Consider the following 21,707-nt stretch of genomic DNA (forward strand, 5'->3'; position numbering starts at 1 on the left):
TCGCGAACCCTGGTCCCGGAACTTACTTTGGAGTAAGTTCGAGGGAACGAGCTGCAAAGGAGCAGTGATGTCTCAGGTTTCTCCCGGCACATCGAACCGCAGGCGGCGGCGCGATCTCACCGACCGGCATGTCGTGATCACCGGCGCGTCGTCCGGGATCGGACGGGCCGCCGCGCTGGCGGCCGCCGACAAGGGCGCCGTCGTCTTCCTGCTCGCCCGCCGCGGTGACGAACTGGCCGAGGTGGTCGCCGAGATCGGCGCCGCGGGCGGGCGGGCGCACGGCTACCAGTGCGATGTCACCGACGCCGAATCCGTCGAGTCGACCGTCAAGACGATCCTCGATCAGCACGGCCACGTGGACATGCTGGTGAACAACGCGGGCCGCTCGATCCGGCGCGCCATCCACCGCTCCACCGACCGCATGCACGACTTCGAACGCACCATGGCGGTCAACTACTTCGGCGCCGTGCGGATGACGCTGGCGCTGCTGCCGCAGATGCGCGAGCGCGGCTTCGGGCACATCGTCAACATCTCCAGCGCCGGCGTGCAGGTCGCCACCCCGCGCTTCGCCGCCTACCTCGCCTCCAAGGCCGCGCTGGACAAGTTCACCGAGGTCGCCGCCGTCGAAACCCTCGCCGACGGCGTCACTTTCACCACCATCCACATGCCGCTGGTGCGCACCCCGATGATCACCCCGAGCGGCGATCAGGGGCCGTCCGAATCACCGGAGTGGGCCGCGGCCACCATCGTCCGCGCGCTCAGCGAACGACCCAAGCGCATCGATGTCCCGCTCGGCACGCTCGCCGAGTACGGCGGCATCCTCACCCCGAAGCTGCGCGACCGCGTGCTGCACCGCTACTACCGCGCGCTGCCGGATTCCCCTGCGGCCAAGGGGGAATCGGTCGAGCCGGTCGCCGTGGAATCGACCACCGCACCCGCGCCGAAGCCGAAGTCGGCGGCGCGCAAGGCCACCGGCAGCGCCCTGCGCCGCGCCGCCCGCTGGGTGCCGGGCACGCATTGGTGAACAGCCGCTGAGGCGCTCCCGACGGCGCTCGCGTCGAGTCGTCCCGGGGGCGGGCGCCGACTGGGGGCGCTGCCGGAACGCGCGGCGGCGGGCCGAGGGTCCGCGCCGGCACGCCGTTGGGCTTGCACGCATCGGACGCGCCGGGGTCGACCGGTAGGTGCTGACCGCCACGTAATCGGTGCTCCGCGGGGAGCTGTCAGCGGCGCGGGACGGCGAGGCGAGAGCGATGTCGCAGTCGCGGATCAGGTCGCCGGGCAGCCCGCCTGAGCGGTAGCCACTTCGGAGAGTTGTTCCACCGCAGCGGGTTCCAGGTAGGTGACCGGCTTGGCCGGGCCGCCGCAGCTGGCTTGGCGCGGTGCGGCGGCGACGGTGCGGACGGTGACGTGCCAGCGGCGGCCGTCGCGGTGGGTGACGACGGCGGCGCCGGCCAGGGTCGCGTCCTCGGCGGGCGCCGGGGTGACGGTGAGATCGTCGAGCGCGACGGGCGGGAGTTGTTCGCGCACGGCGATTTCGGCCACCTGACGGATCGGGTCGTAGCAGCCGCGGCCGCGCAGGCCGGTCATGGACACCTCGCCCCGGTCCGCGGCGGCGAGCAGGGTGCGGGCGGCGGGCACGTCGACCCGGCCGTAGGTCAGGCCCGACGGGAGCAGGACCACGGCGGGCGCGAAGCGGTGGCCGCCGGTGTGGGTGGCCTCCCAGACCCGGCCGGGGTTGTCTGCGGCCAGGGCGGCGGCGATGGGGCGGCCGAGCAGGGCGCAGCACTGGTCGCGCTTGCCGTGCGCGCAGACCAGGACGACCGGATCGTCCACGCGCGCACCGATTCCCGGTGCGGGCCCGGCGACGAGGCGCAGGTCGATGTCGAACAGTTCACGCAGGTCGGTGATCTCGAAGCGCTCGCACCACGAGCCCTCCGGGCGGGAGGAGGCCAGCAGGACGGTGCGCTTCCCGGTGAACTCGTTGCGGCCGGGGCGGCGGATCAGCGTGGGCCGCACCTGGGCCGCCGTCGTGCGCGCGGCCAGTTCGGCGGTGATCTCCGGGCCGAGCACCTCGTCGGCGATCACGTCGCGACCCCAGGCCCCGGGGTGTTCGATACACAGCCAGCCGGGGACGTGCGCCGCGCTGCCGAGCATCGGCAGGTCGACGGCGGCCGCCGAGCAGCCCATGCCCTCGAACGGGTTCATGACAGCTCCTTCCGCGACCGACCGACCGTCCGGCCGATCCGGAACAGGTGTCGTTTCACTGTAGAGCCATGCGCGCCCGGCAGTAAGGGCACCCTCTGTTGCCGGAGTGCGCGAGTCGGGGCACACCCGACCCACGCCAGCGGTCTACCCAGGTTCGACCCGGGGTGCGGCGGCTCGAGCTCACCAGGCGAGCCACGAGCGGCCATCGAACCGGTATGGCGCGCCGCTCCGTGCCTGACTACTCGTAGACACCTTCGGCATGCCAGGTCTCGGCGTCGTAGACGAGCAGGACCACCCGGATCTCGGTGGGCGCGGCGTCGAGCTGCACCTGGGCGCGGGCGGCGGGGGCGGCGTGCTCGGCGCCGGTCCACCAGCGTTCGTCGACCGGCCACGGCCCCGCCCAGCCGAGCAGCGCCCACTCCCGTCGGCCCCACCGCAGACGGACGGGGTCGGCGGTGAACATACCGCGCGCCGTGACCTCGACGGGGGCGCCGTCGGCGGCGGTCAGCGCGACGGTGGGGCGGTGCAGGAGCAGCAGCGTCGGCGCGGGTTCGGGCAGGCGGCCCGGCCAGGGCTGGGCCGGGTCGGCGGCGGGGGTGAGCTCGTCGCCGAGGGCGATCATGGTGATGCGTTCGGCGGGACCGCGCCCACCGCTGAGCACCCCCACCCGCACCGCCTCGCCGCCGAGCAGACCCTGCACCCGGACCAGGGCGCGGCGGGCCCGCTCGGTCTCCTCCCCTTCCCCGCCCCACAGGCCGAGCTGGAGCGCGCCAGCGGCGACCACCTCCACCGGTTCCAGGCGCAGCGCGACGATCGGCGCGGTGGGGCGGTCGCGGTGGGTGAGCCAGCCGTCGAGCTGCCAGCGGATGCGGTCGGCGGTGTCGGGCGGGGTGAGCGGACGGGCGCAGCGCCAGATGCGTGAGAGCTCCTCGCCCGCCTCGGTGCGCGCGGTGACGGCCAGCCGGGTGCAGGCGACGCCCGCGGCGGTGAGCGCGGTGTGCAGCCGGGTCGCCAGGGCGCGGCCGGCGAAGGCGGCGGCGTCGACCCGGTCGATCGGCGGATCGCAGTCGAAGTCGACGGCCAGTTCCGGCGCCACCTGCCGGGCCGAGGGCGGACGTTCCGGCAGGGCGCGGGCGAGGCGATGGGCCAGCACCGCGTCGGCGCCGAAACGGGAGGCGACCTCGGCGGGGGTGAGCCGGGCGAAGTCGCCGACGCGGCGTAAACCCAAGCGGTGCAACAGGTCCACCAGGTCGGCGCGCTCCGGCGGGGCCAGTGCCGGTTCGGCGGCCAGCTCGGCCACCGGCAGCGGCGCCAGATAGGACGCGCCCTCGCCCGCCCGCACGATCGCGGCCCGCCTGGCCGCCAGCACCGCCGTGGACATGGCGTCGGCGATGCCGATCTGCGCCTCGGCGCCCGCCACCGCGACGGCGTCGATGAGCCGCACCGCCGCCGCTTCCTCGGAACCGAAGAAGCGGGTGGCACCGCGCGCGCCGAGGACGAGCAGGCCGGGGCGCAGGACCTCGACGCCGGGGACGGTCGCGTCGACGGCCGCCGCCACCGGTTCGAACAACCTGGCGTCACGATCCGGATCATCCTGGGCGACAACGAGATCTGGGCAGCGTGATTGCGATTCCCGCCGCGTCAGCCCCGCCCGTACACCCTCGACCCGGGCGAGCGCCGAACACGACACCACCCGGTTCCCGCGCAACACCGCCACCGGCCGATCCGCCGCTGCTCCGGCCGCCGCGGCCGCCGCCACCGCGGGCCAGTCCGGGCACAGCAGCGCGAGGACCCGATCCGCGCGCGTCGTCACGACACGGCCTCCCTGAGCTCGCGCACCTCGGCCGGGCGCGACACCGGTTCGCGCGCGAGCCATTCGGTGCGGCCCGCCGCGGCGCACAGGTCTATCCGGCCGTGTCGCGGCGGGCCAGCCTTGGCGCTGACACGCACGTCGAGGCAGACCGAGCGCAGGCGGCCGCGGCCGGGGCCGAGACCGTCGTAGCCGGTGACGCGGGTGTCCAGCCGCAGGGCCGGATCGGTCCAGGCGCCGCCGGCGACGACCAGGGTGGCACCGCGGTTGCGGGCCCTGGCGGCCAGGACACGGCAGCGGGCGGGCGGCACCGCGCGCCCGTCGAGGCCGAGGACCACCAGATCGAGGCCGTCGAGCAGGACGGCGGCCACTTCGCCCGGATCGGGGCCGGGATCGGCGATCACCGCCAGCCGGGACAACTGCGCGCCCATCTCGGCGGCGGCCAGCAAACCGAGCCGGGGCAGGCCGACCACCGCGGCGTACCCGCCGTCACCGGTCACCGAGGCCAGCAGCCCGGAGAGCAGCGAATGCGCGCCGGAGTAGGCGACCACCGCGCCCTTGGGCAGTCCGCCGTCGGGCAACAGCTCGGCGAGCGGGGCCGGCACCGGCAACAGATCGCGGCGTAGTGGCTGTTCACCGGGCATGTGCCGGGTGGCGGTCTCGCGGCGGCCCTGCACCGCGGCCATGCGGCGACGCAGGTCGTCGAGCGTGTCGGCACGCGCGGCGACCTCGGGTGAGGACGCATCCGAACCCATCAACACCACCTACTTCCCGATGGACCCGCGTGCGGAGACCGCTCAGCACCGCTGACCGCAGCACCGTTCCAGCTATCGATCGTATTCGAATATACGTTCGATAGCGACCAGCGTGACACCCACCCCTCCCCCGTGTCCACCGCGGGGGCCTTATACCCGCGCGCCGTGATACCGGCCAGTCATCGGCATATTCGGCTACCCTCGCACCCGTGACCGAACGTGCTCGTCCCCATATCGGCCCCGACTATCTCGTCGCGGGTCGCTACCGCCTGCAGTCGAAATTGGGCGGCGGTGGCATGGGCGCGGTCTGGCTCGCGACCGACCGGCTGCTGAACCGCGACGTCGCCATCAAGCAGGTGCTCTCCACGGCCGGTCTGAGCGAGGCCGAGGCCGAGGCGATCCGCAGCAGCATCGTGCACGAGGGCCGGGTGGCGGCCAAGCTGTCCCACGAGCACGCCATCGCCGTCTACGACGTGGTGCTCGAGGCGGGCGAGCCCTGGCTCGTCATGGAGCACTTACCCTCCCGCAGCGTGGCCAAGGCGCTCTCGATGGTCGACACGCTGCCCGCGGTGGAGGTCGCCCAGATCGGCGCGCAGGTGGCCGACGCGCTCGCCGCCGCGCACGCCGCCGGCATCGTGCACCGCGACATCAAGCCGGGCAACATCCTCGTCGCCGACCGCGGCCCCGACCTCGGCAAGGCCAAGCTCAGCGACTTCGGCATCTCCCGCGGCGCGGGCGACACCCACGGCGAGGACCCCGAGGGCACCATCACCGGCACCCCCGCCTACCTGCCGCCCGAGGTCGCCCGCGGCGCCAGGCCCACCGAGGCCAGCGACGTGTTCTCCCTCGGCGCCACGCTCTACACGATGCTGGAGGGCCAGCCGCCGTTCGGTTTCGACAGCGACGAGAACGACGTCGTCACCAAGGCCGCGATGGGTCAGATCATCCCGCCAAGCCGCACCGGCATCCTCACCCAGCCGCTGCTGCACATGCTCGAGCCCGCGCCGCAGCGCCGCCCGAGCATGGCCCAGGCACGCGACGAGATCCTCACCGCCGCCTTCGGTCCCGGCACCGCCGCCTACATCCTCGGCGTGCCGCTGCGCACCGAGGACGGCACCATCCCGTCCTGGGCCGCCCGCAACGGGGCCAGCGGCCTGCGCAGCCCGCACTCCGCGCCGCTGCCGCGGCCCCAGCGCACGCCCGTCGCCGCACCGGCCGCGGCGCCGCGCACCGGCAGCTTCCTGGACAACCTGCCCAACGGCGCGCCGCTGGCCATCGGCGCCGGCGTGCTGATCGGGCTGGTCATCCTCATCGCGATCATCATCGCGGTGATGTAGCTACTCGATGCGGCGGCGATGGGCCCAGCGCGTCAACGCGTTCCGGTTCGACTGCTGGGTCTTGCGCAGCACATTGGAGGCATGGGTCTCCACCGTCTTCACCGAGATGAACAGGGTCTCGGCGATCTCGCGATAGGTGTAGCCGCGCGCGAGCAGGCGCAGCACCTCGAGTTCGCGAGGCGTGAGCGAATCGAGTTCGGGGTCCAGCGGCGGCTCGGGGACCGGCGAGCGGCCGGTGAACGAGTCGAGCACGAAACCGGCCAGACGCGGGCTGAAGACGGCGTCGCCGCCCGCCACCCGGCGGATGCCGTCGGCCAGTTCGGCGCCCGAGATCGTCTTGGTGACGTACCCGCGCGCGCCCGCCCTGATCACCGCGATCACGTCCTCGGCGGCATCGGAGACGCTCAGCGCCAGGCACACCGGGCCCTCCGCGATCCCGGTCAGCACCGCGACCCCGCCGCCGTCGGGCATGTGCACATCGAGCAGCACCACGTCGGGGCGCGCGGCATCGATCCCGGCCACCGCCTCGGCCACCCCGCCCGCCTCGCCGACGACCTCCATGTCGGCCTCTCGGCTCAGCTCGGCGCGCACACCCGAGCGGAACACGGCGTGGTCGTCGACCAGGAACACCCGAACACTCACTGACAGCTCTCCCTCATCCCACCGTGCGATCGGCTCGGTTCATCGGTACCACAGCGCGTCACCCCGCCGCCGATCCCGGCGCGGATCCGGGTGCTCAGTCGCTGGTGCGCTCCTCGGCCGCGGACCGGGCCGTGGCCGAGCGGTTCGCCGCCGCGCGGTCGGCTTCGGACCGGCTGGACAGGGCGCCGACAGCACCCGCTCCCGGGTCGCGGTCCGGCACAGCGGCGTCGGACCCGCCGTCCGCGCCCCGATTCGTCACGGCGGTCCCGGAATCGCGAGCCGGGGTGGCCTCGGCGGTGCCGGAGTCGGTGTCCGGAGCGGGCTGGGCGGTGCCGGAGTCGGTGTCCGGGGCAGGCTCGGCGGTGCCGGAATCGGTGCGCGGCATGACGATCCGCACCTCGGTGCCGCGGCCGACGGTGGAGTCGATCTCGGCGGTGCCGCCCCGGCGTTCAATCCTGGCGCAGATGGATTTCGCGATGCCGCGCCGGTCGTCGGCGACGGTGGCGATGTCGAATCCGGCGCCGCGGTCGCGCACGAAGATGCTCACCTGATGCGGTTCGGCCTCGGCGAACAGGTCGATCTCGGGGACGTCGGCGTGCTTGGCCGCGTTGACCAATGCCTCGCGAGTGGCGCCGAGCAGCGCGGTGAAATGCTCCTTCGGCAGGCCTGCGCCGGTGTCGCCGGGGTCCATCGCGACATCGCCGACGGTCACCGGGGTGACCTTCACCCCGTGCTGGTCCTCCACCTCACCCGCGATCGTGCGCAGCGCGGTGGCCAGGCTGGAGTGGGCGGGCGCGGTGTCGTCGAAGAGCCACTTGCGCAGTTCGCGTTCCTGGCTGCGGGCCAGGCGCAGCACCTCCTGCGGGTCCTCGGCCTGGCGCTGGATCAGGGCCAGCGTCTGCAGGACCGAATCGTGCAGGTGCGAGGCGATCTCCTCGCGTTCCTCGTTGCGGATGCGGGCGCCGCGTTCGGCGTTGAGCGCGCGGACCATGCGCAGCCACAGCGGCACCGTCAGCAGCCCGGCGCCGATCAGGGTGACCGCCACCGCGATCAGCGCCGACCCGAGCGAACTCAGGTCGATCCTGGCCAGCACCACCACCCCGAGGCCGAGCACGATCAGCGTCGCCCCGGCCACGATCCGCGACCAGGTGATCACGGAGGGTCGCGCGGGCAAGCCGAACAGGGCGCGCGGGCCCGGCGCGGCGACGTCGTACTCCCGCCACACCAGCGCGGCGCCGACCGCGATCACCACGATCGGCGCGATGACCCGCGCCGCGGTGCCCTGGAACAGCCAGCCCACCGTCGCGGTGAGACCGAGGCCGAGCAGGGCGAGGCCGATGGCCTGCCTGCGCTCGTCGCCGGTCGGCTTCGTCGCGTCACCACCGGCGGGGGTGAAGATCCACAGCAGCCCGTAGGCCACCAGACCGGCGCCCATCAGCGCGGACAGCAGCACGAACGCCATCCGCACCTTGAACACGTCGACGTCGAGATGATCGGCCAGTCCGCCCGCGACCCCGCCGACGACCCGTCCGCCGGTCCGCCGGACCAGCCGCCGGGTCTCCGACAGCGGCGCGCCGACCGGCTCCGGCCCCGGCGCGGGCAGCACACCCGGCCGGTAACCGCGCGGGACGCCGTATCCCGCGGGCGCTGCCTGATACGGCTGCATGGAGCGGTAGGACTGCGCTGGCAGATAGGGCTGCGGGGCGCCATAGACGGCGTGCCCACCGCCGAAGGTCCGCGTCACGAATCGCTGCGGACCCCGCGGCCAGTGCCCGCCACGCGGATTCGCCGCGGCGCCGGGGCCGGAAGCCGCGACGCCCCGCGGCGGGTAGCCCGGATTCCGGGCGCTGTCGTACGCCGGACCCGCTCCGCGCGTGGCAGCACCGTTCGGCACGGGAACACCCGGCGCGCGCGGTGCCGGTTCACGGTGCGCAGGGCGGGCGCCCGGTTCGGCGGGCGAGCGCGGAGCGGTGTTCCCCGGGACGGCACCGAGCCCGGACGAGGCGATCGGCCCCTGGGCGGCACCGGCGGGAACAGACGGATCCATCCTTCGATAGTGGCACGCTCCACCGACCCCCGGCATCGGGAATCTCCCTGATCTTGCCGCCTTCCGCGCCGCGCCGGTCGCCGGCACACGCCTCGAGGTGATCGTCTACGACCGGCAAGTCACCGAGAAGCCGTTTCTGACCCAGATGTGGAACATCGTCGACCCGCACCAGCCGATCGACCGCACCGAGATCGTCGCGGGGGCCGATTCCATCGAAGTGTGGCGAATGTCCCCTACACCCCACCCTGCACCTGAACCCGGGCAAACCTCAGGGTTCCCCCCGATGCGGGAAAGGGCTGGTCGAGCACACCATGGAGGGCATGAGCAGAACGAGCTTCGGTGACCAGATCCAGCAGATGTGGCATACGCGGCCCGTCCGGCTGCCGCGGCAGGGGCCGATCGCGGGTGTCGCGGCCGGGTTCGGGCTGCGGTACGGGATCGATCCGGTGCTGTTGCGGGTGGCGTTCGTGGTGTCGACCATTTTCGGCGGCGCGGGCATCGTGTTGTACCTGCTGGCCTGGCTGGTGCTGAGTTCCGCGGGGAACGAGGCCTCGGCCGCCGAGGCGCTGACCGATCACGCGCGCGGCGGGCATTCGCAGACCAAGACGATCGTGCTGATCGTCGCGCTGGCCATCGCGGTGTCGACCATGGGCCCGATCGGGCTCGGCCTCGGCGGCTCGGGCGTGGTCAGCATGGGCCTGATGCTCGCGGGCTGGTGGATGCTCTACATCCGGCATCCCGAACTGCCGACGGGCTTCGACACCTACCGCGCCGCGGCGTACGGCACCGGCGACTACCCGCCCGTCGGCTATCCGACCGGCGTGCCGGTGCGCGGCTACCCGTACACCCCCGACGTGCCGCCGACCGGCATGTACACGCCCTACACGAAGCTGCCCGACGCCTACGTCCCCGACCCGGCCACGACCGTGCTGCCCCGCGAGGAAACCCGCACGGCGACAGCCGAATCCACGCCGCTGCTGCGCGTCGACGCCACCGACACGGTCGTCCTGCACAGGGACACGGCGGATTCCGAGCCCACGATCGAGGTCCCCGCCGAGGTCGTGGCATCCGCCACCGCGACGGTGGACACCACTCCCTCGACCGATGCGTCCACCGACGCCACGGCGGACACCACACGTTCGCTCGCGGAATCGGGCGAGCCTTCCTCGGATTCCGTCCAGCTGACCAAGCCCGTCGCCGAGAGTTCACCAACCGCGGCCGACGAGTCCGCCACCGGGACCGAAAGCTCGGCCGAACTCGCCGCCGTCCAGGATGATTCGGGTCTCGACCTCGGCAAGCGCACCGCGGAGCCGGAGCACCCGACGACGGTCCTGGCGAGGGAATTCCCGCAGTCCACTCCTGGCTTCCCGCGCGCGGGCGCCCAGGTTCCCCCCGGCATCGACCCGCTCAGCATCGCCCCGCTGGCCTGGGAACTCCCCGAGGCCGCCCCGCGCTACGCCGTCGCCGCGCCGCCACCGCCGAAGCGGCCGCGCTCGCGGCTCACGCCGGTGACCATCGGGCTGGCGATCCTGGCCGCCGCCCTCGCCGGTGCGGCCGCCGCCTCCGGCGTCGAATGGATGACGCCGGCGCGCATCGCGGCGTTCGCACTCGCCGTCGTCGGCCTCGGCCTCATCGCGGGCGCCTTCCTGCGCCGGGGCTACGGACTGCTCGTCCTCACCGCGCCGCTGGCCGGGTTCGTCCTGCTCGCCTCGCTGATCGGGCCGATCGACTTCGAGGGCAGGTCCATCGGCGAGCGGCTCTGGGCACCGACCTCGGTGACCGAACTGCAACCGCGCTACGCGCTCGACATCGGTTCGGGCACCCTGGATCTGCGTGGACTCGAGCTCACCGAATCCCGCACCGTGGAGGTCGCGGTGAACATCGGTGACGCGAAAGTACTTCTGCCGGAAGGAATGACAGTGAAGACGACCTGCGATGTCCGGGTCTCGGACTCGGGCTGTGTCGACGGGATCACCGGCCCGAACACCCCGGGCGCCCCGGTCCTCGACCTGCGCATCACGATGCACCTCGGCGACGTGGCGGTGACCCGTGGCTGACCAGACGAGCACCGAAACCCGCCGCCGCCCGGCCTTCTCCCTGCTGGTGACCGGCCTGCTCGCCCTCGCGGTGAGCGTCTGGGCCCTGCTCGGCGCGCCGACGCCCGGCGACGGCGGCATCCTGCCGATCGGCTGGGGCGTGGTCCTCGCGGCCATCGTCGTCGGCCTGCTGCTCACCTTCGCCCCGAGCAGCAAACGACGTTGAGCGACAACCGAACACCCTGAGACACGACAATGGCCCGTCCGCGAAGACGGGCCATTGTCGTCGGAGGACGAGAACGATGAACGAAGGCAACGGTTCCGGAGACGCCAGGCCCCCCGCTCGCCCGATGAACGGGCTACCGCTGGGCCGAATCCTGTTGGCCTACCGGCACAAACCGCCCGCGACTCCGGGCGAGCCGAAACCGCCCGTCACTCCCACTCGATAGTGCCCGGCGGCTTGCTCGTCACATCGAGGACCACGCGGTTGACCTCGGCCACCTCGTTGGTGATGCGGGTGGAGATCCGCTCGAGCACGTCGTAGGGCAGGCGGGTCCAGTCCGCGGTCATCGCGTCTTCGCTCGACACCGGGCGCAGCACGATCGGGTGACCGTAGGTGCGGCCGTCGCCCTGCACGCCCACCGAGCGCACGTCGGCGAGCAACACCACCGGGCACTGCCAGATCTGCTTGTCCAGATCGGCGGCGGTGAGTTCCTCGCGGGCGATGGCGTCGGCCTGACGGAGCAGCTCGAGCCGGTCGGCGGTCACCTCGCCGACGATGCGGATGGCCAGGCCGGGGCCGGGGAACGGCTGGCGGCCGACGATCTCCTCGGGCAGGCCCAGCTCGCGGCCGACCGCGCGGACCTCGTCCTTGAACAGCAGGCGCAGCGGCTCGACCAGCTCGAACTCGAGATCGTCGGGCAGGCCGCCGACATTGTGGTGGCTCTTGATGTTCGCGGTGCCGGTGCCGCCGCCGGACTCGACCACATCCGGGTACAGGGTGCCCTGCACCAGGAACTCGACCTTCGGCGCCGACCCGTCGCCACCGTGTTCGGCGACGATGCCCGCGACCGCGTCCTCGAAGGAGCGGATGAACTCGCGGCCGATGATCTTGCGCTTCTCCTCCGGATCGGAGACGCCCTTCAACTCGCCGAGGAACTTGTCGACGGCGTCGACGGTGACCAGCTTGGCGCCGGTCGCGGCGACGAAATCGTGCTGCACCTGCTCGCGCTCACCGGCCCGCAGCAGACCGTGATCGACGAACACACAGGTGAGCCTGTCCCCGATCGCGCGCTGCACCAGCGCGGCGGCGACGGCGGAGTCGACACCGCCGGACAGACCGCAGATCGCGTGCCCGTCGCCGATCTGCGCGCGCACGCTCTCGATCAGCGATTCGGCGATGTTGGCGGGCGTCCACTGCGGCGGGATGCCGGCCAGCTCGTGCAGGAAGCGGCTGAGCACCTGCTGGCCGTGCGGCGAATGCAGCACCTCGGGGTGGTACTGGACACCGGCGAGGCGGCGCGCGCGATCCTCGAACGCGGCGACCGGGGCGCCCGCGGTGGTTCCGGTGACTTCGAACCCGGCGGGGGCGTCGGTCACCGCGTCACCGTGGCTCATCCACACCGGCTGCAGGGTCGGCAGACCACCGTGCAGCACACCACCGTCGATGCTGAGTTCGGTGCGGCCGTACTCGCGGGTGCCGGTGTGGGCGACCGTGCCGCCCAGTGCCTGCGCCATCGCCTGGAAGCCGTAGCAGATGCCGAAGACGGGCACGTCGATGTCGAACAGCCGCGGGTCGAGTTGCGGTGCGCCCTCGGCGTACACGCTGGACGGGCCGCCGGACAGGATCACGGCCAGCGGCCGCTTCTCGGCGATCTCCTCCACCGTCATGGTGTGTGGAATCACCTCGGAGAACACCCGTGACTCGCGCACCCGCCGAGCGATCAGCTGGGCGTATTGCGCGCCGAAGTCGACGACGAGGACCGGTCTCTGAGTTTCTGCCACCGCCACAGTTTAGTGACGGCACACGACGGGCGAGCAGCGGGATCGGTGGTCGCTACACGCGTCGGGCGAACATTGCGCATGACGGCGCCGACCTGGCTATCCTCGTCCTCGTGCCATTCGCCCGCGCGATCGATGCCGACATCTACTACGAGGACAGCGGTGGCACGGGGCCGGTGGTGTTGCTCGCCCACGAATTCTTCATGGACCGCACGATGTTCGCCTCGCAGCAGGCCGCGCTCTCCCCCGAATTCCGGATCGTCGCCTGGGACGCGCGCGGACACGGCCGCACCAGGGATCAGCGGCTGCCGTTCACGTACTGGACCGCCGCGCGCGACGCGCTGACGATCCTCGACGACATCGGCGCCGAACGCGCCATCGTCGGCGGGACCGCCCAGGGCGGGTTCACCGCGCTGCGCACCGCGCTGGTCGCGCCGGAACGGGTGGCCGCGCTCATCCTCATCAGCACCGAGGCGCACGGGCCGACGCGGGAACAGTCCACCGCGACCCAGCGCTTCCTCGACGAGTGGCACGACAGGGGCTCGCGCGAGGAGGCCGCCAACCGCCTCGCCGACTGGCTCATCGGCGACGACGCCTGGTACCGCGACATCTGGACCAAGCGCTGGGTCGGCGACGCGCACAACGGCCTCGACGCCGCCGTCGGCTGCCTGCTCGGGCGCGACTCGGTGCTCGACCGGCTGCGCGAGATCACCTGCCCCGCGCTGATCATCCACGCCACCCACAGCGGCATCGCGGGCACCCGCGCCCGCACGCTGGCCGACGGGCTCACCGCCTCCACGTTCGTGGAGATCGATGGCGCCCGGCTCGCCGTCACGATGACCCACCCGGAACCGGTGAACGCGGCGATCGCGCGCTTCCTGCGAGAGCGGGTCTCACTCGCCCACGTGCGCTAGCGGACGCTGAGCCCGACCTTCTGGAATTCCTTGAGGTCGGAGTAGCCTGCCTTGGCCATCGACCGGCGCAGACCGCCGACCAGGTTCAGCGAACCGAACGGATCGTCGGACGGGCCGTAGAGCACGCGCTCGAGGCTCGGCCGGGTGACGGTGCCGTCGGCGCCGTCGAGCCAGGACTCGTCGACCGGCAGGAACGAGCCGCGCGGCACCGAGGGGTGCGCGGTGGCCGAGGGCCAGTACCAGCCGCGACCGGGCGCGTCGGCCGAGACCGACAGCGGCACACCGAGCATCACGGCGTCGGCGCCGCAGGCGATGGCCTTGGCGAGCTGGCCGGAGGTGGCCACGTCACCGTCGGCGATGACGTGCACGTACCGGCCGCCGGTCTCGTCGAGGTAGTCGCGGCGGGCCGCGGCGGCGTCGGCGATCGCGGTCGCCATTGGCACGCCGATGCCGAGCACCTCGCCGGTGGTGGTGGCGCCCGGGTAGGAGCCGTAGCCGACGATGACGCCCGCGGCGCCGGTGCGCATCAGGTGCAGCGCGGTCCGGTGATCGCTCACGCCACCGGCAACGACCGGCACGTCCAGCTCGGCGATGAAGGTCTTCAGGTTCAGCGGCTCACCGTCGCCGACGTGCTCGGCGGAGATGATGGTGCCCTGCACGACCAGCAGGTCGACACCGGCCTGCACCAGCGCCGGCGTGAGCGCGCGCGCGTTCTGCGGGCTCACCCGCACCGCGACCGTCACGCCCGCCGCGCGCACCTGCGCGACCGCGGCCGCCAGCAGGTCGGGCTGCATGGGCGCCGCGTGTAATTCCTGCAGCAGGGAGATGGCGCGTTCGTAGCCGCCCTTGTCGACGAGATCGATCAGCTGATCGACCTTGTCCTGCACGTCGGCGTGCCGCGCCCACAGACCCTCGCCGTTGATCACGCCGAGACCGCCGAGGCGGCCCAGCTCGATCGCGAACTCCGGCGAGACCAGCGCGTCGGTGGGGTGCGAGAGCACCGGGATCTCGAAACGGTAGGCGTCGAGCTGCCAGGCCACCGAGACCTGCTTCGACGACCGCGTCCGCCGCGAGGGGACGATGTCGACATCGTCGAGCTCGTAGGTGCGCCGAGCGACCCGGCCCATCCCGATTTCCACCATGTCACGCACAGTCACGCTCTGCTTTCTGCGCGCTGGCGCGCGCGTGTTCGCGGCCCGGAAGGGCCACCGATGCACGTTGGCATCCGAAGGTGACCATCCTGGTGTCAGCCTTCGCTGTCGGGCAGTGGACCGCAAGCCCCTGCCCGGTGCGAGTCGTCCACGTGGCTGTGCGCCGGAGGTCGACCCTCCGGCGCACAAACGCGTCTATTGTACTCAGCCGCGCCCGGTGTAGTTCGGGGCCTCGACGGTCATGGTGATGTCGTGCGGGTGGCTCTCCTTGAGGCCCGCCGCCGTGATCTGCACGAACTGCGCGTTCTGCAGGTGCTCGATGTTCTGCGAGCCGGTGTAGCCCATGGCCGCGCGCAGGCCGCCGACGAGCTGGTGGATCACCTGGTTGACCGGGCCGCGGAACGGGACGCGGCCCTCGATGCCCTCGGGGACCAGCTTGTCCTCGGCGAGCACGTCGTCCTGGAAGTAGCGGTCCTTGGAGTACGACTTGGCCTGGCCGCGCCCCTGCATCGCGCCGAGCGAGCCCATGCCGCGGTAGGCCTTGAACTGCTTGCCGTTGACCAGCACCAGATCGCCGGGCGACTCGGCGGTGCCCGCGAGCAGCGAGCCGAGCATCACGGTCGAGGCGCCCGCGGCGATGGCCTTGGCGACGTCACCGGAGTACTGCACGCCGCCGTCGGCGATCACCGGCACACCGGCGGGCTTGCACGCGGCAACGGCCTCGAGGATCGCGGTGATCTGCGGCGCGCCGACACCGGCGACGACCCGGGTGGTGCAGATGGAGCCGGGACCGACACCCACCTTGACAGCGTCGACGCCGGCCTCGACGAGCGCCGCTGCGCCCGCGCGGGTGGCGACGTTGCCGCCGACGATCTGGATGCGATCGCCCACCTCGGCCTTGACCTTGGAGACCATCTGCAGCACCTGCGACTGGTGGCCGTGCGCGGTGTCGACGATCAGCACGTCGACACCGGCGTCGGCCAGCGTCATCGCGCGCGACCAGGAATCCTGGCCGACACCGATCGCGGCACCGACGAGCAGGCGGCCGTCGCGGTCCTTGGTGGCGTTGGGGTACTGATCGGTCTTGACGAAGTCCTTGACCGTGATCAGCCCGCGCAGGCGGCCGTTGCCGTCGACGATCGGCAGCTTCTCGATCTTGTGGCGGCGCAGCAGCCCCAGCGCGGCCTCGGCGGTGACGCCCTCCTGGGCGGTGATCAGCGGCGCCTTGGTCATCACCTCGTCGACGCGACGATCCTGGTCGACCTCGAAGCGCATGTCACGGTTGGTGATGATGCCGACCAGCGCGCCGGTCTCGTCCACCACGGGCAGGCCCGAGATGCGGAAGCGGGCGCACATGGCGTCGACCTCGGCGAGGGTGTCGGTGGGACGACAGGTGACCGGGTCGGTCACCATGCCCGCCTCCGAGCGCTTCACCGTCTCCACCTGGGCGGCCTGATCGGCGGCCGAGAGGTTGCGGTGCAGCACGCCCATGCCGCCCGCACGCGCCATGGCGATGGCCATGCGCGCCTCGGTGACGGTGTCCATGGCCGAGCTCACCAGCGGCGTGCGCAGGGTGATCTCCCTGGTGAGCCTGCTCGAGGTCTCGACGGAACTGGGGATGAGATCCGAGGCGGCAGGCAGCAACAGCACGTCGTCGAACGTGAGGCCGAGCATGGCGATCTTGTTCGGATCGTCGCCACCCGTAGGAGGGCGCACCGCGATTCGTTCGCCCGACACGGGATTACTCATTCGGATCGACCCCTCCTGGTCGTCGGTAGCAACGTACGCCGAAAGCTGCGATGCGACGGTGCTGAGCGGAAAAGATTGATGGTCGGTGAGAACAAGCTCGCCGACGCCCGCATTCCATGGTATCCGGCGGGCGAACACGCCTGCGAAGTGAGGCCCGTGGCAAAACTTGCCCGGTGCATCGCTGGCGCAGACCGCCAAGTACTGCGTACCGTGGGGATGTGCGTGACCATCTACCACCTGGCCTGCCGCCGGATCCCTTCGCCGGAGACCCCTCCGACCCGTCCGCCGCGCTCGATGCCATCGAGCCCGGTGAGCCGCTGGATCCTCATGAGCGCCTCGCGGTCGAGGAAGATCTCGCCGACCTCGCCGTCTACGAAGCCCTGCTGGCCCATCGCGGGATCCGCGGGCTCGTCGTCAGCTGTGAGGATTGTCGGCAAGATCACTACCACGACTGGGACATGCTGCGGGCGAACCTGCTCCAGCTACTCGTCGACGGCACCGTCCGTCCGCACGAGCCCGCCTACGACCCCACGCCCGAGGCCTACGTCACGTGGGACTACTGCCGCGGCTACGCGGACGCGTCGATGAACGAGGCGTTCCACGGCGACGGATTCGACGGCTTCGACAACTGAGCCGCCCGCACGGCGCCGCTCTCCCGCCCCGGTCACGCGTGCGCGGGTCACGACGCGACGAGCATCCGGACAACGCGAAAGGCCCCGAACCTGAACGGTTCGGGGCCTTTCGCGTCGACTGCTAGGGCGAGGGCACGCCCGGGGGTACCGGCAGGATGGTGACCGGCGGCAACGGCATCGTCGGTGGCAACGTCTGCGACGTCGGAGCCACCGTCGGCACGGTGACCGGCGGTGGTTCGGCGATGGTCGTCGGCGCGGTCGGGACGGTGACCGGCGGAGTCGTCGGGACCGTGGTCACCGGCGGCTGCGTCGGCTCGGTCGGCTCCGGCGCGATCGGCTTGGTCTCCGGACCCGGCGTCTGCATGATCACCGGCGGCTCGGACGGATCGGCGGTGCCCGAACCGGGGTTGGTCGGGGCCACCGGCGCGGTGGAGCCGGGGTTGGCGGGCGACGGGCTCGCCGGGGACGGCGAACTCGGCTTGGTCTGGCCCGGGGTCGTCGGCGCCGGGGTCGGGAGCTGCGCGGCGATCTCGGGCGCCTTCACGGCGAGCTGATCACGCAGCAGGTTCCAGCGGGCGACCAGATCCTCGCGCTTGCCCTTGTCGTCGACCTGGCTGGCGGTGGCGGACGCCTGCTCCAGCCGGGCCCGCGCCTGCTCCGGATTGCCGGAGTCGAGCAGGTTCTGCGCCGCGACCAGATCGTCGTCGGCACGCTGCACGACGGTCGACTGGGCCTGCTCGCTGAACACGACCTCCTTGACCCGCCACAGCGGATCGCCGGGTGCCGCGCTGTAGGAGAACGCTGTGAGACCACCGAAGACCACGGCCAGTGCCGCGGCGGCCCCGAGCAGGGGCCTGACCAGCCGTAGACGTCCGCGCGAGGATGCTCCGACTCGAACCTGCCGCGCGCCGATCTCCTGATTGACCGCCGCGAAGACGGTATCCAGATCAGGACCTGCCGGCATCGGCTCGGCCAGCAGGTCGGCTCGCCAATCGGCAAGCAACGACGCCAGCTGGAACTCCTCGGGGCTGTCGGTACGGACCGGTCCGTCGCTCGCGATCGCGTCGATCAGCGCATCGTCGCTGCGCACCGCCGCAATGTCGACCGGACCGGAATCACCGGCATCCTCGGCGGCGTAGGGACCGCTGTCGTGCGACCCACGCCAAACCTTCCGGTCGCCTCGACCGCGCTCGCCATCCCTAGCCATACATTTCACCTGCCCTCGCCACTTGTGACTTCAGTTTCGCGAGTGCCCTGTGCTGGGCTACCCGTATCGCCCCCGCCGTGCTGCCCACGGCGACTGCGGTTTCCTCTGCTGACAGACCCATGACCAGACGCAGGATCAGGATTTCCCGATGTTTCTCGGGGAGCGTGGCCAGCAGAGTGTTCATCTGCCTGCTCGTCTCCGAGTCGAGAGCTCGCTGCTCCGGTCCCTGGTCGGTGGATATGACATCTGGTACTTCGGCCATCGCCTCCGCCTTGTTACGGGCGGCGTTGCGATGGGCGTCGGCGACCTTGTGCGAAGCGATTCCGTACACGAAGGCCATGAAGGGCCGCCCCTGATCCTGATAGCGGGGCAGGGCGGTCATCACAGCCAGACAGACCTCTTGCGCAACATCATCCGCGGAGAGCTGCCCGCGCTCCGCGGCTCCGATCCTGGCTCGGCAGTAGCGGACTACCAGCGGCCGGATCAGTTCCAGTACCTGAGCTAAAGCGGTCCTGTCGCCCTGCGCAGCCGCAGCGACGGCGAGGTCCAACTCTTCGCCCATATGCGTCATCGTCAGAGATTTTCCTGGCGTTACGAGTGGCGCGGTCCGATGTGACCGAGCTTCCACCGAAGTGGCGGAACGGAACTAACAATAGCGACCCCGAGATCACCCGCGAGCGGGCCTGGCCCCTTCTAGGGGAGCTCTCAGGAAGATCACTTGGGTGGGTCAGCGCGGCGGCGCGGCGAAATCCCCGCCCATGGCGCGGAGGCGGGCGGCGTGATCTGCGGCTTCGCGCGCGGCGACCCGCGCGGCGGCCGGTTCGGCCACCCCGGCGCGCAGCATCGCGGCGGCCCAGCGCAGGGGCAGCAGGCCGTGTTCGCGACAGTCGAGATCGACCGCGTCGGCGAGCTCGGCCGAGCGCGCGAGATCACCGGTCGCCGCGGTGGCCGCGGCGACCAGCAGCGCCGACTTCACCCGGTGCCGTACCGATGTCAGCGCGGCGGCCAGGTCCGCGGCCCGCTCGGCGTCGGCCAGCGCAGGCGCGGCGGCGCCCCCGGCGAGCGCGGTCTCCGCGCGTACCCAGTGCCACCGCACCGCGCAGCGATCCGGCGCGTCGGCCAGCAGCGCTTCCACCCGGCCGAGCAGGCGCTGGGCGAGGGCGAGCCTGCCGGTGCCGAGCGCGTCGGCGGCGAGACCGGTGAGCGCGTCGGCCATGGCCTCGGCCCCGGCGGGGCCGGTGGCGGCCGTGGCCGCCACGGCCGCGCGCCCGTCGAGGGTCGCGGCGGCGGCGTGTCCACCGAGCTGGCGCACGAGGGAGCCGTGGGTACTCGCCGCGAGCGAGCGCAGGGCGGGGTCGATCCTGGTCCTGGCGAGGATCGACAGGTCGGCCCTGGCGGCGGCGTAGTGCCCCTGGGCACCGAGCGCGACGGCGCGCTGCCAGCGTTGTCCCGGGGTCGCGGGTTCCGGCAACTCCGCAGCGGACCGGCCGGGGGTGGGGCCGAAAGCCGTCGAAACGAGTATTTCGGAAGCGATATCCGCGGGTGAAGCCGTTGTCTGCACGCCGAGACTGTAGCCGCCACCGCACCGTGGCCGTTCTCGTGATATGTCCCAGTCGCGCGGGATCAGCAACCGGTCAGCTTTTCTCCGTTGGCCCGATGTTGCCATCAGGTAAATCTCCGACCGTAGGCGCCGCTACCGCAATGTTTCGAATTCACATGCGTTTCGCGCAATTAACCTCGGCGCCCCGTTTCCGCCATCTGCGCCGTCCTGGGAGCCGGGCGGGGTTGTGACCCGCACCACCCGCCTCGCGGCCCGCTCACCAGGCCCTACACCACACAGATGCGCCCGACCTGGGAAAACCGCCGAACCGGGGGACACCCCGCGAGGACCGCTCCATAGCCAACCGAACAGTATGGACGAATCGGAAGTGAAATGTAAACAGTTCGCAGGTTAAATTTCAGCGTTGTGGATTTGCGGAATCAGTGCGCCGAACTATTGACGGAATTTCCCGCCTGCCCCTAACGTAGCTCATCGCCGGGGTCGGCGCCGCGCGAAATTGCAGCGACCACCTCAAGGCTCACCGTCAGGCACCGTCGAGCCGGCCACCGCACCAGGTGGCGCGAAGACCTGCCGCACCACGTCGCTCGACAACGCTGACGAGCTCGCACCACAAGGAGTTCACATGCCCATGCCCACCCACCTCCCCGGTCCGAACGCCGACGTCTGGGATTGGCAGATGCGTGGCTCGTGCCGCGGTCAGGACTCCGCCGTCTTCTTCCATCCCGACGGCGAGCGTGGCCGTGCCCGCACCGCGCGCGAGATGCGCGCCAAGGAGATCTGCCGGGCCTGCCCCGTGCTGATGCAGTGCCGTACGCACGCCCTCAAGGTCAGCGAGCCGTACGGCATCTGGGGCGGCATGTCGGAGACCGAGCGGGAGATGCACGCGCGCCGCAACCGGCGCCGCATGGCCGTGTAGATAGCTCGGCAAATCAAATCCCATCCGCCCGGCGTGGCGTGCCGAATCTCTAGCAAACAGCTGGCACGCGATCCAAAGGCACCCCGGGCGAAGGGAGGTCATAGCCGCGGGCTACATTCGTGACCGATGACACAGAATGGGTTCCGAAGCGAAGCCTTCCCACCGAGCGTGGATTCTGCGGTTACCGCACGCGCGGCCGAAGGAGTCGAGCTAGCTGCACTGTTGGAACGATGCGGCATGTCCGACCAGCAAGCCTTTGCCGAACTGTACGACCGGACGTCCGCACGCGTCTTCGGCCTGATCCTCCGGGTCCTCCACGACCCCGGATACGCGGAGGAGACCACGCAAGAGGTCTATCTCCAGATCTGGCGCACCGCAACGAGTTTCGACCCCACCAAGGGGTCCGCGGTGACCTGGCTGATGACGCTGGCACACCGACGGGCGGTCGACCGGGTTCGCGCCGAGCAAGCCCACACCCAGCGCGAGGTCGCGTACGGGGTTCGGGTGCTCGGCAACGAATTCGACGAGGTCACGGAGGAGGTGGAACGCAGACTCGAACAACAGGCCGTCCAGCGCGGGCTCTCGACACTGACCGAGACCCAACGCGAGGCGATCTCGCTCGCCTACTACGGCGGGCGCACCTACGCGGAGGTAGCTCAGCACCTCGGCATTGGGTTACCGACCGTTAAGTCCCGTATACGGGATGGATTGACACGACTGAAGAAAAGTTTGGGGGTGACGTGA

At 71.5% G+C, this 21,707-nt stretch carries 19 protein-coding genes; 8 read left to right on the top strand and 11 right to left on the bottom strand.

Annotated elements, in window-relative coordinates:
* Positions 1-67: 67 nt before the first annotated feature.
* Positions 68-1,024 carry an SDR family NAD(P)-dependent oxidoreductase gene (locus tag AB0H56_RS09355; protein WP_357159644.1) on the top strand — a complete coding sequence of 319 codons (957 nt, stop codon included), beginning with the start codon at positions 68-70 and terminating at the stop codon, positions 1,022-1,024.
* A 242-nt stretch (positions 1,025-1,266) separates the two neighbouring features.
* On the opposite strand, the gene AB0H56_RS09360 is transcribed toward AB0H56_RS09355, so the two are convergent.
* From AB0H56_RS09360 to AB0H56_RS09370, 3 genes are all read right to left on the bottom strand, one after another.
* Positions 1,267-2,205: a sucrase ferredoxin gene (locus tag AB0H56_RS09360; RefSeq protein WP_357159647.1), complete on the bottom strand. Its 939-nt coding sequence runs from the start codon at positions 2,203-2,205 to the stop codon at positions 1,267-1,269.
* Positions 2,206-2,443: 238 nt separating this feature from the next.
* Entirely contained in the window at positions 2,444-4,018 is a 1,575-nt protein-coding gene (locus AB0H56_RS09365; protein WP_357159650.1) for a DNA polymerase Y family protein, read from the bottom strand.
* A complete protein-coding gene (locus tag AB0H56_RS09370; protein ID WP_357159653.1) occupies positions 4,015-4,770 on the bottom strand; it encodes a hypothetical protein in 756 nt (251 codons plus the stop codon). The genes AB0H56_RS09365 and AB0H56_RS09370 overlap by 4 nt, the downstream gene beginning before the upstream one ends.
* Positions 4,771-4,979: 209 nt before the next feature.
* Here AB0H56_RS09370 and AB0H56_RS09375 point away from each other — a divergent pair, with 209 nt between their 5' ends.
* Complete coding sequence (locus tag AB0H56_RS09375) at positions 4,980-6,107, top strand: serine/threonine-protein kinase (protein ID WP_357159656.1); 1,128 nt, start codon at positions 4,980-4,982, stop codon at positions 6,105-6,107.
* On the opposite strand, the gene AB0H56_RS09380 is transcribed toward AB0H56_RS09375, so the two are convergent.
* Together AB0H56_RS09380 and AB0H56_RS09385 are read right to left on the bottom strand one after the other, a co-directional pair.
* On the bottom strand, positions 6,108-6,755 hold the full coding sequence (locus AB0H56_RS09380; protein WP_357160255.1) for a response regulator transcription factor: 648 nt from the start codon (positions 6,753-6,755) through the stop codon (positions 6,108-6,110).
* Positions 6,756-6,843: 88 nt separating this feature from the next.
* Positions 6,844-8,415: a PspC domain-containing protein gene (locus AB0H56_RS09385; protein WP_357160258.1), complete on the bottom strand. Its 1,572-nt coding sequence runs from the start codon at positions 8,413-8,415 to the stop codon at positions 6,844-6,846.
* A gap of 701 nt (positions 8,416-9,116) precedes the next feature.
* Here AB0H56_RS09385 and AB0H56_RS09390 point away from each other — a divergent pair.
* Positions 9,117-10,853, top strand: a complete 1,737-nt coding sequence (locus AB0H56_RS09390; RefSeq protein ID WP_357159659.1) for a PspC domain-containing protein — start codon at positions 9,117-9,119, stop codon at positions 10,851-10,853.
* Entirely contained in the window at positions 10,846-11,058 is a 213-nt protein-coding gene (locus AB0H56_RS09395; RefSeq protein WP_357159661.1) for a hypothetical protein, read from the top strand. Before AB0H56_RS09390 ends, AB0H56_RS09395 begins: the two co-directional genes overlap by 8 nt.
* A 206-nt stretch (positions 11,059-11,264) precedes the next feature.
* Here the strand turns inward: AB0H56_RS09395 and guaA are convergent, their stop codons facing one another.
* Positions 11,265-12,842 (bottom strand): glutamine-hydrolyzing GMP synthase, encoded by a 1,578-nt coding sequence (gene guaA / locus AB0H56_RS09400; protein ID WP_357159663.1) that lies wholly within the window; start codon positions 12,840-12,842, stop codon positions 11,265-11,267.
* Between the two features lie 104 nt (positions 12,843-12,946).
* On the opposite strand from guaA, the gene AB0H56_RS09405 reads away from it, so the two are divergent.
* Positions 12,947-13,747, top strand: a complete 801-nt coding sequence (locus AB0H56_RS09405) for an alpha/beta hydrolase (RefSeq protein ID WP_357159666.1) — start codon at positions 12,947-12,949, stop codon at positions 13,745-13,747.
* Here the strand turns inward: AB0H56_RS09405 and AB0H56_RS09410 are convergent.
* Positions 13,744-14,898: a GuaB3 family IMP dehydrogenase-related protein gene (locus tag AB0H56_RS09410; RefSeq protein WP_357160260.1), complete on the bottom strand. Its 1,155-nt coding sequence runs from the start codon at positions 14,896-14,898 to the stop codon at positions 13,744-13,746. The genes AB0H56_RS09405 and AB0H56_RS09410 overlap by 4 nt on opposite strands.
* 204 nt (positions 14,899-15,102) lie before the next feature.
* Positions 15,103-16,647 carry an IMP dehydrogenase gene (guaB, locus tag AB0H56_RS09415; protein ID WP_186817505.1) on the bottom strand — a complete coding sequence of 515 codons (1,545 nt, stop codon included), beginning with the start codon at positions 16,645-16,647 and terminating at the stop codon, positions 15,103-15,105.
* Positions 16,648-16,865: 218 nt separating this feature from the next.
* Between guaB and AB0H56_RS09420 the strand changes: the two genes are divergently transcribed.
* On the top strand, positions 16,866-17,279 hold the full coding sequence (locus AB0H56_RS09420; RefSeq protein ID WP_022567296.1) for a DUF5319 domain-containing protein: 414 nt from the start codon (positions 16,866-16,868) through the stop codon (positions 17,277-17,279).
* 121 nt (positions 17,280-17,400) lie between these two features.
* On the opposite strand, the gene AB0H56_RS09425 is transcribed toward AB0H56_RS09420, so the two are convergent.
* The 3 genes from AB0H56_RS09425 to AB0H56_RS09435 form a co-directional block, all read right to left on the bottom strand.
* Positions 17,401-18,369 (bottom strand): anti-sigma-D factor RsdA, encoded by a 969-nt coding sequence (locus tag AB0H56_RS09425; protein ID WP_357159669.1) that lies wholly within the window; start codon positions 18,367-18,369, stop codon positions 17,401-17,403.
* Between the two features lie 109 nt (positions 18,370-18,478).
* Complete coding sequence (locus AB0H56_RS09430) at positions 18,479-19,057, bottom strand: sigma-70 family RNA polymerase sigma factor (protein WP_110037079.1); 579 nt, start codon at positions 19,055-19,057, stop codon at positions 18,479-18,481.
* 156 nt (positions 19,058-19,213) lie between these two features.
* Entirely contained in the window at positions 19,214-19,957 is a 744-nt protein-coding gene (locus tag AB0H56_RS09435; RefSeq protein WP_357159672.1) for a hypothetical protein, read from the bottom strand.
* A gap of 712 nt (positions 19,958-20,669) precedes the next feature.
* Here AB0H56_RS09435 and AB0H56_RS09440 point away from each other — a divergent pair.
* Both AB0H56_RS09440 and AB0H56_RS09445 read left to right on the top strand, forming a co-directional pair.
* The gene (locus AB0H56_RS09440; RefSeq protein WP_022567299.1) at positions 20,670-20,963 is read left to right on the top strand and encodes a WhiB family transcriptional regulator; all 294 of its coding nucleotides are present in this window, start codon (positions 20,670-20,672) and stop codon (positions 20,961-20,963) included.
* A gap of 168 nt (positions 20,964-21,131) precedes the next feature.
* Positions 21,132-21,707: a sigma-70 family RNA polymerase sigma factor gene (locus tag AB0H56_RS09445; protein ID WP_110037080.1), complete on the top strand. Its 576-nt coding sequence runs from the start codon at positions 21,132-21,134 to the stop codon at positions 21,705-21,707.

The organism is Nocardia sp. NPDC050717, from assembly GCF_040654275.1.
Taxonomy (GTDB): Bacteria; Actinomycetota; Actinomycetes; order Mycobacteriales; family Mycobacteriaceae; genus Nocardia.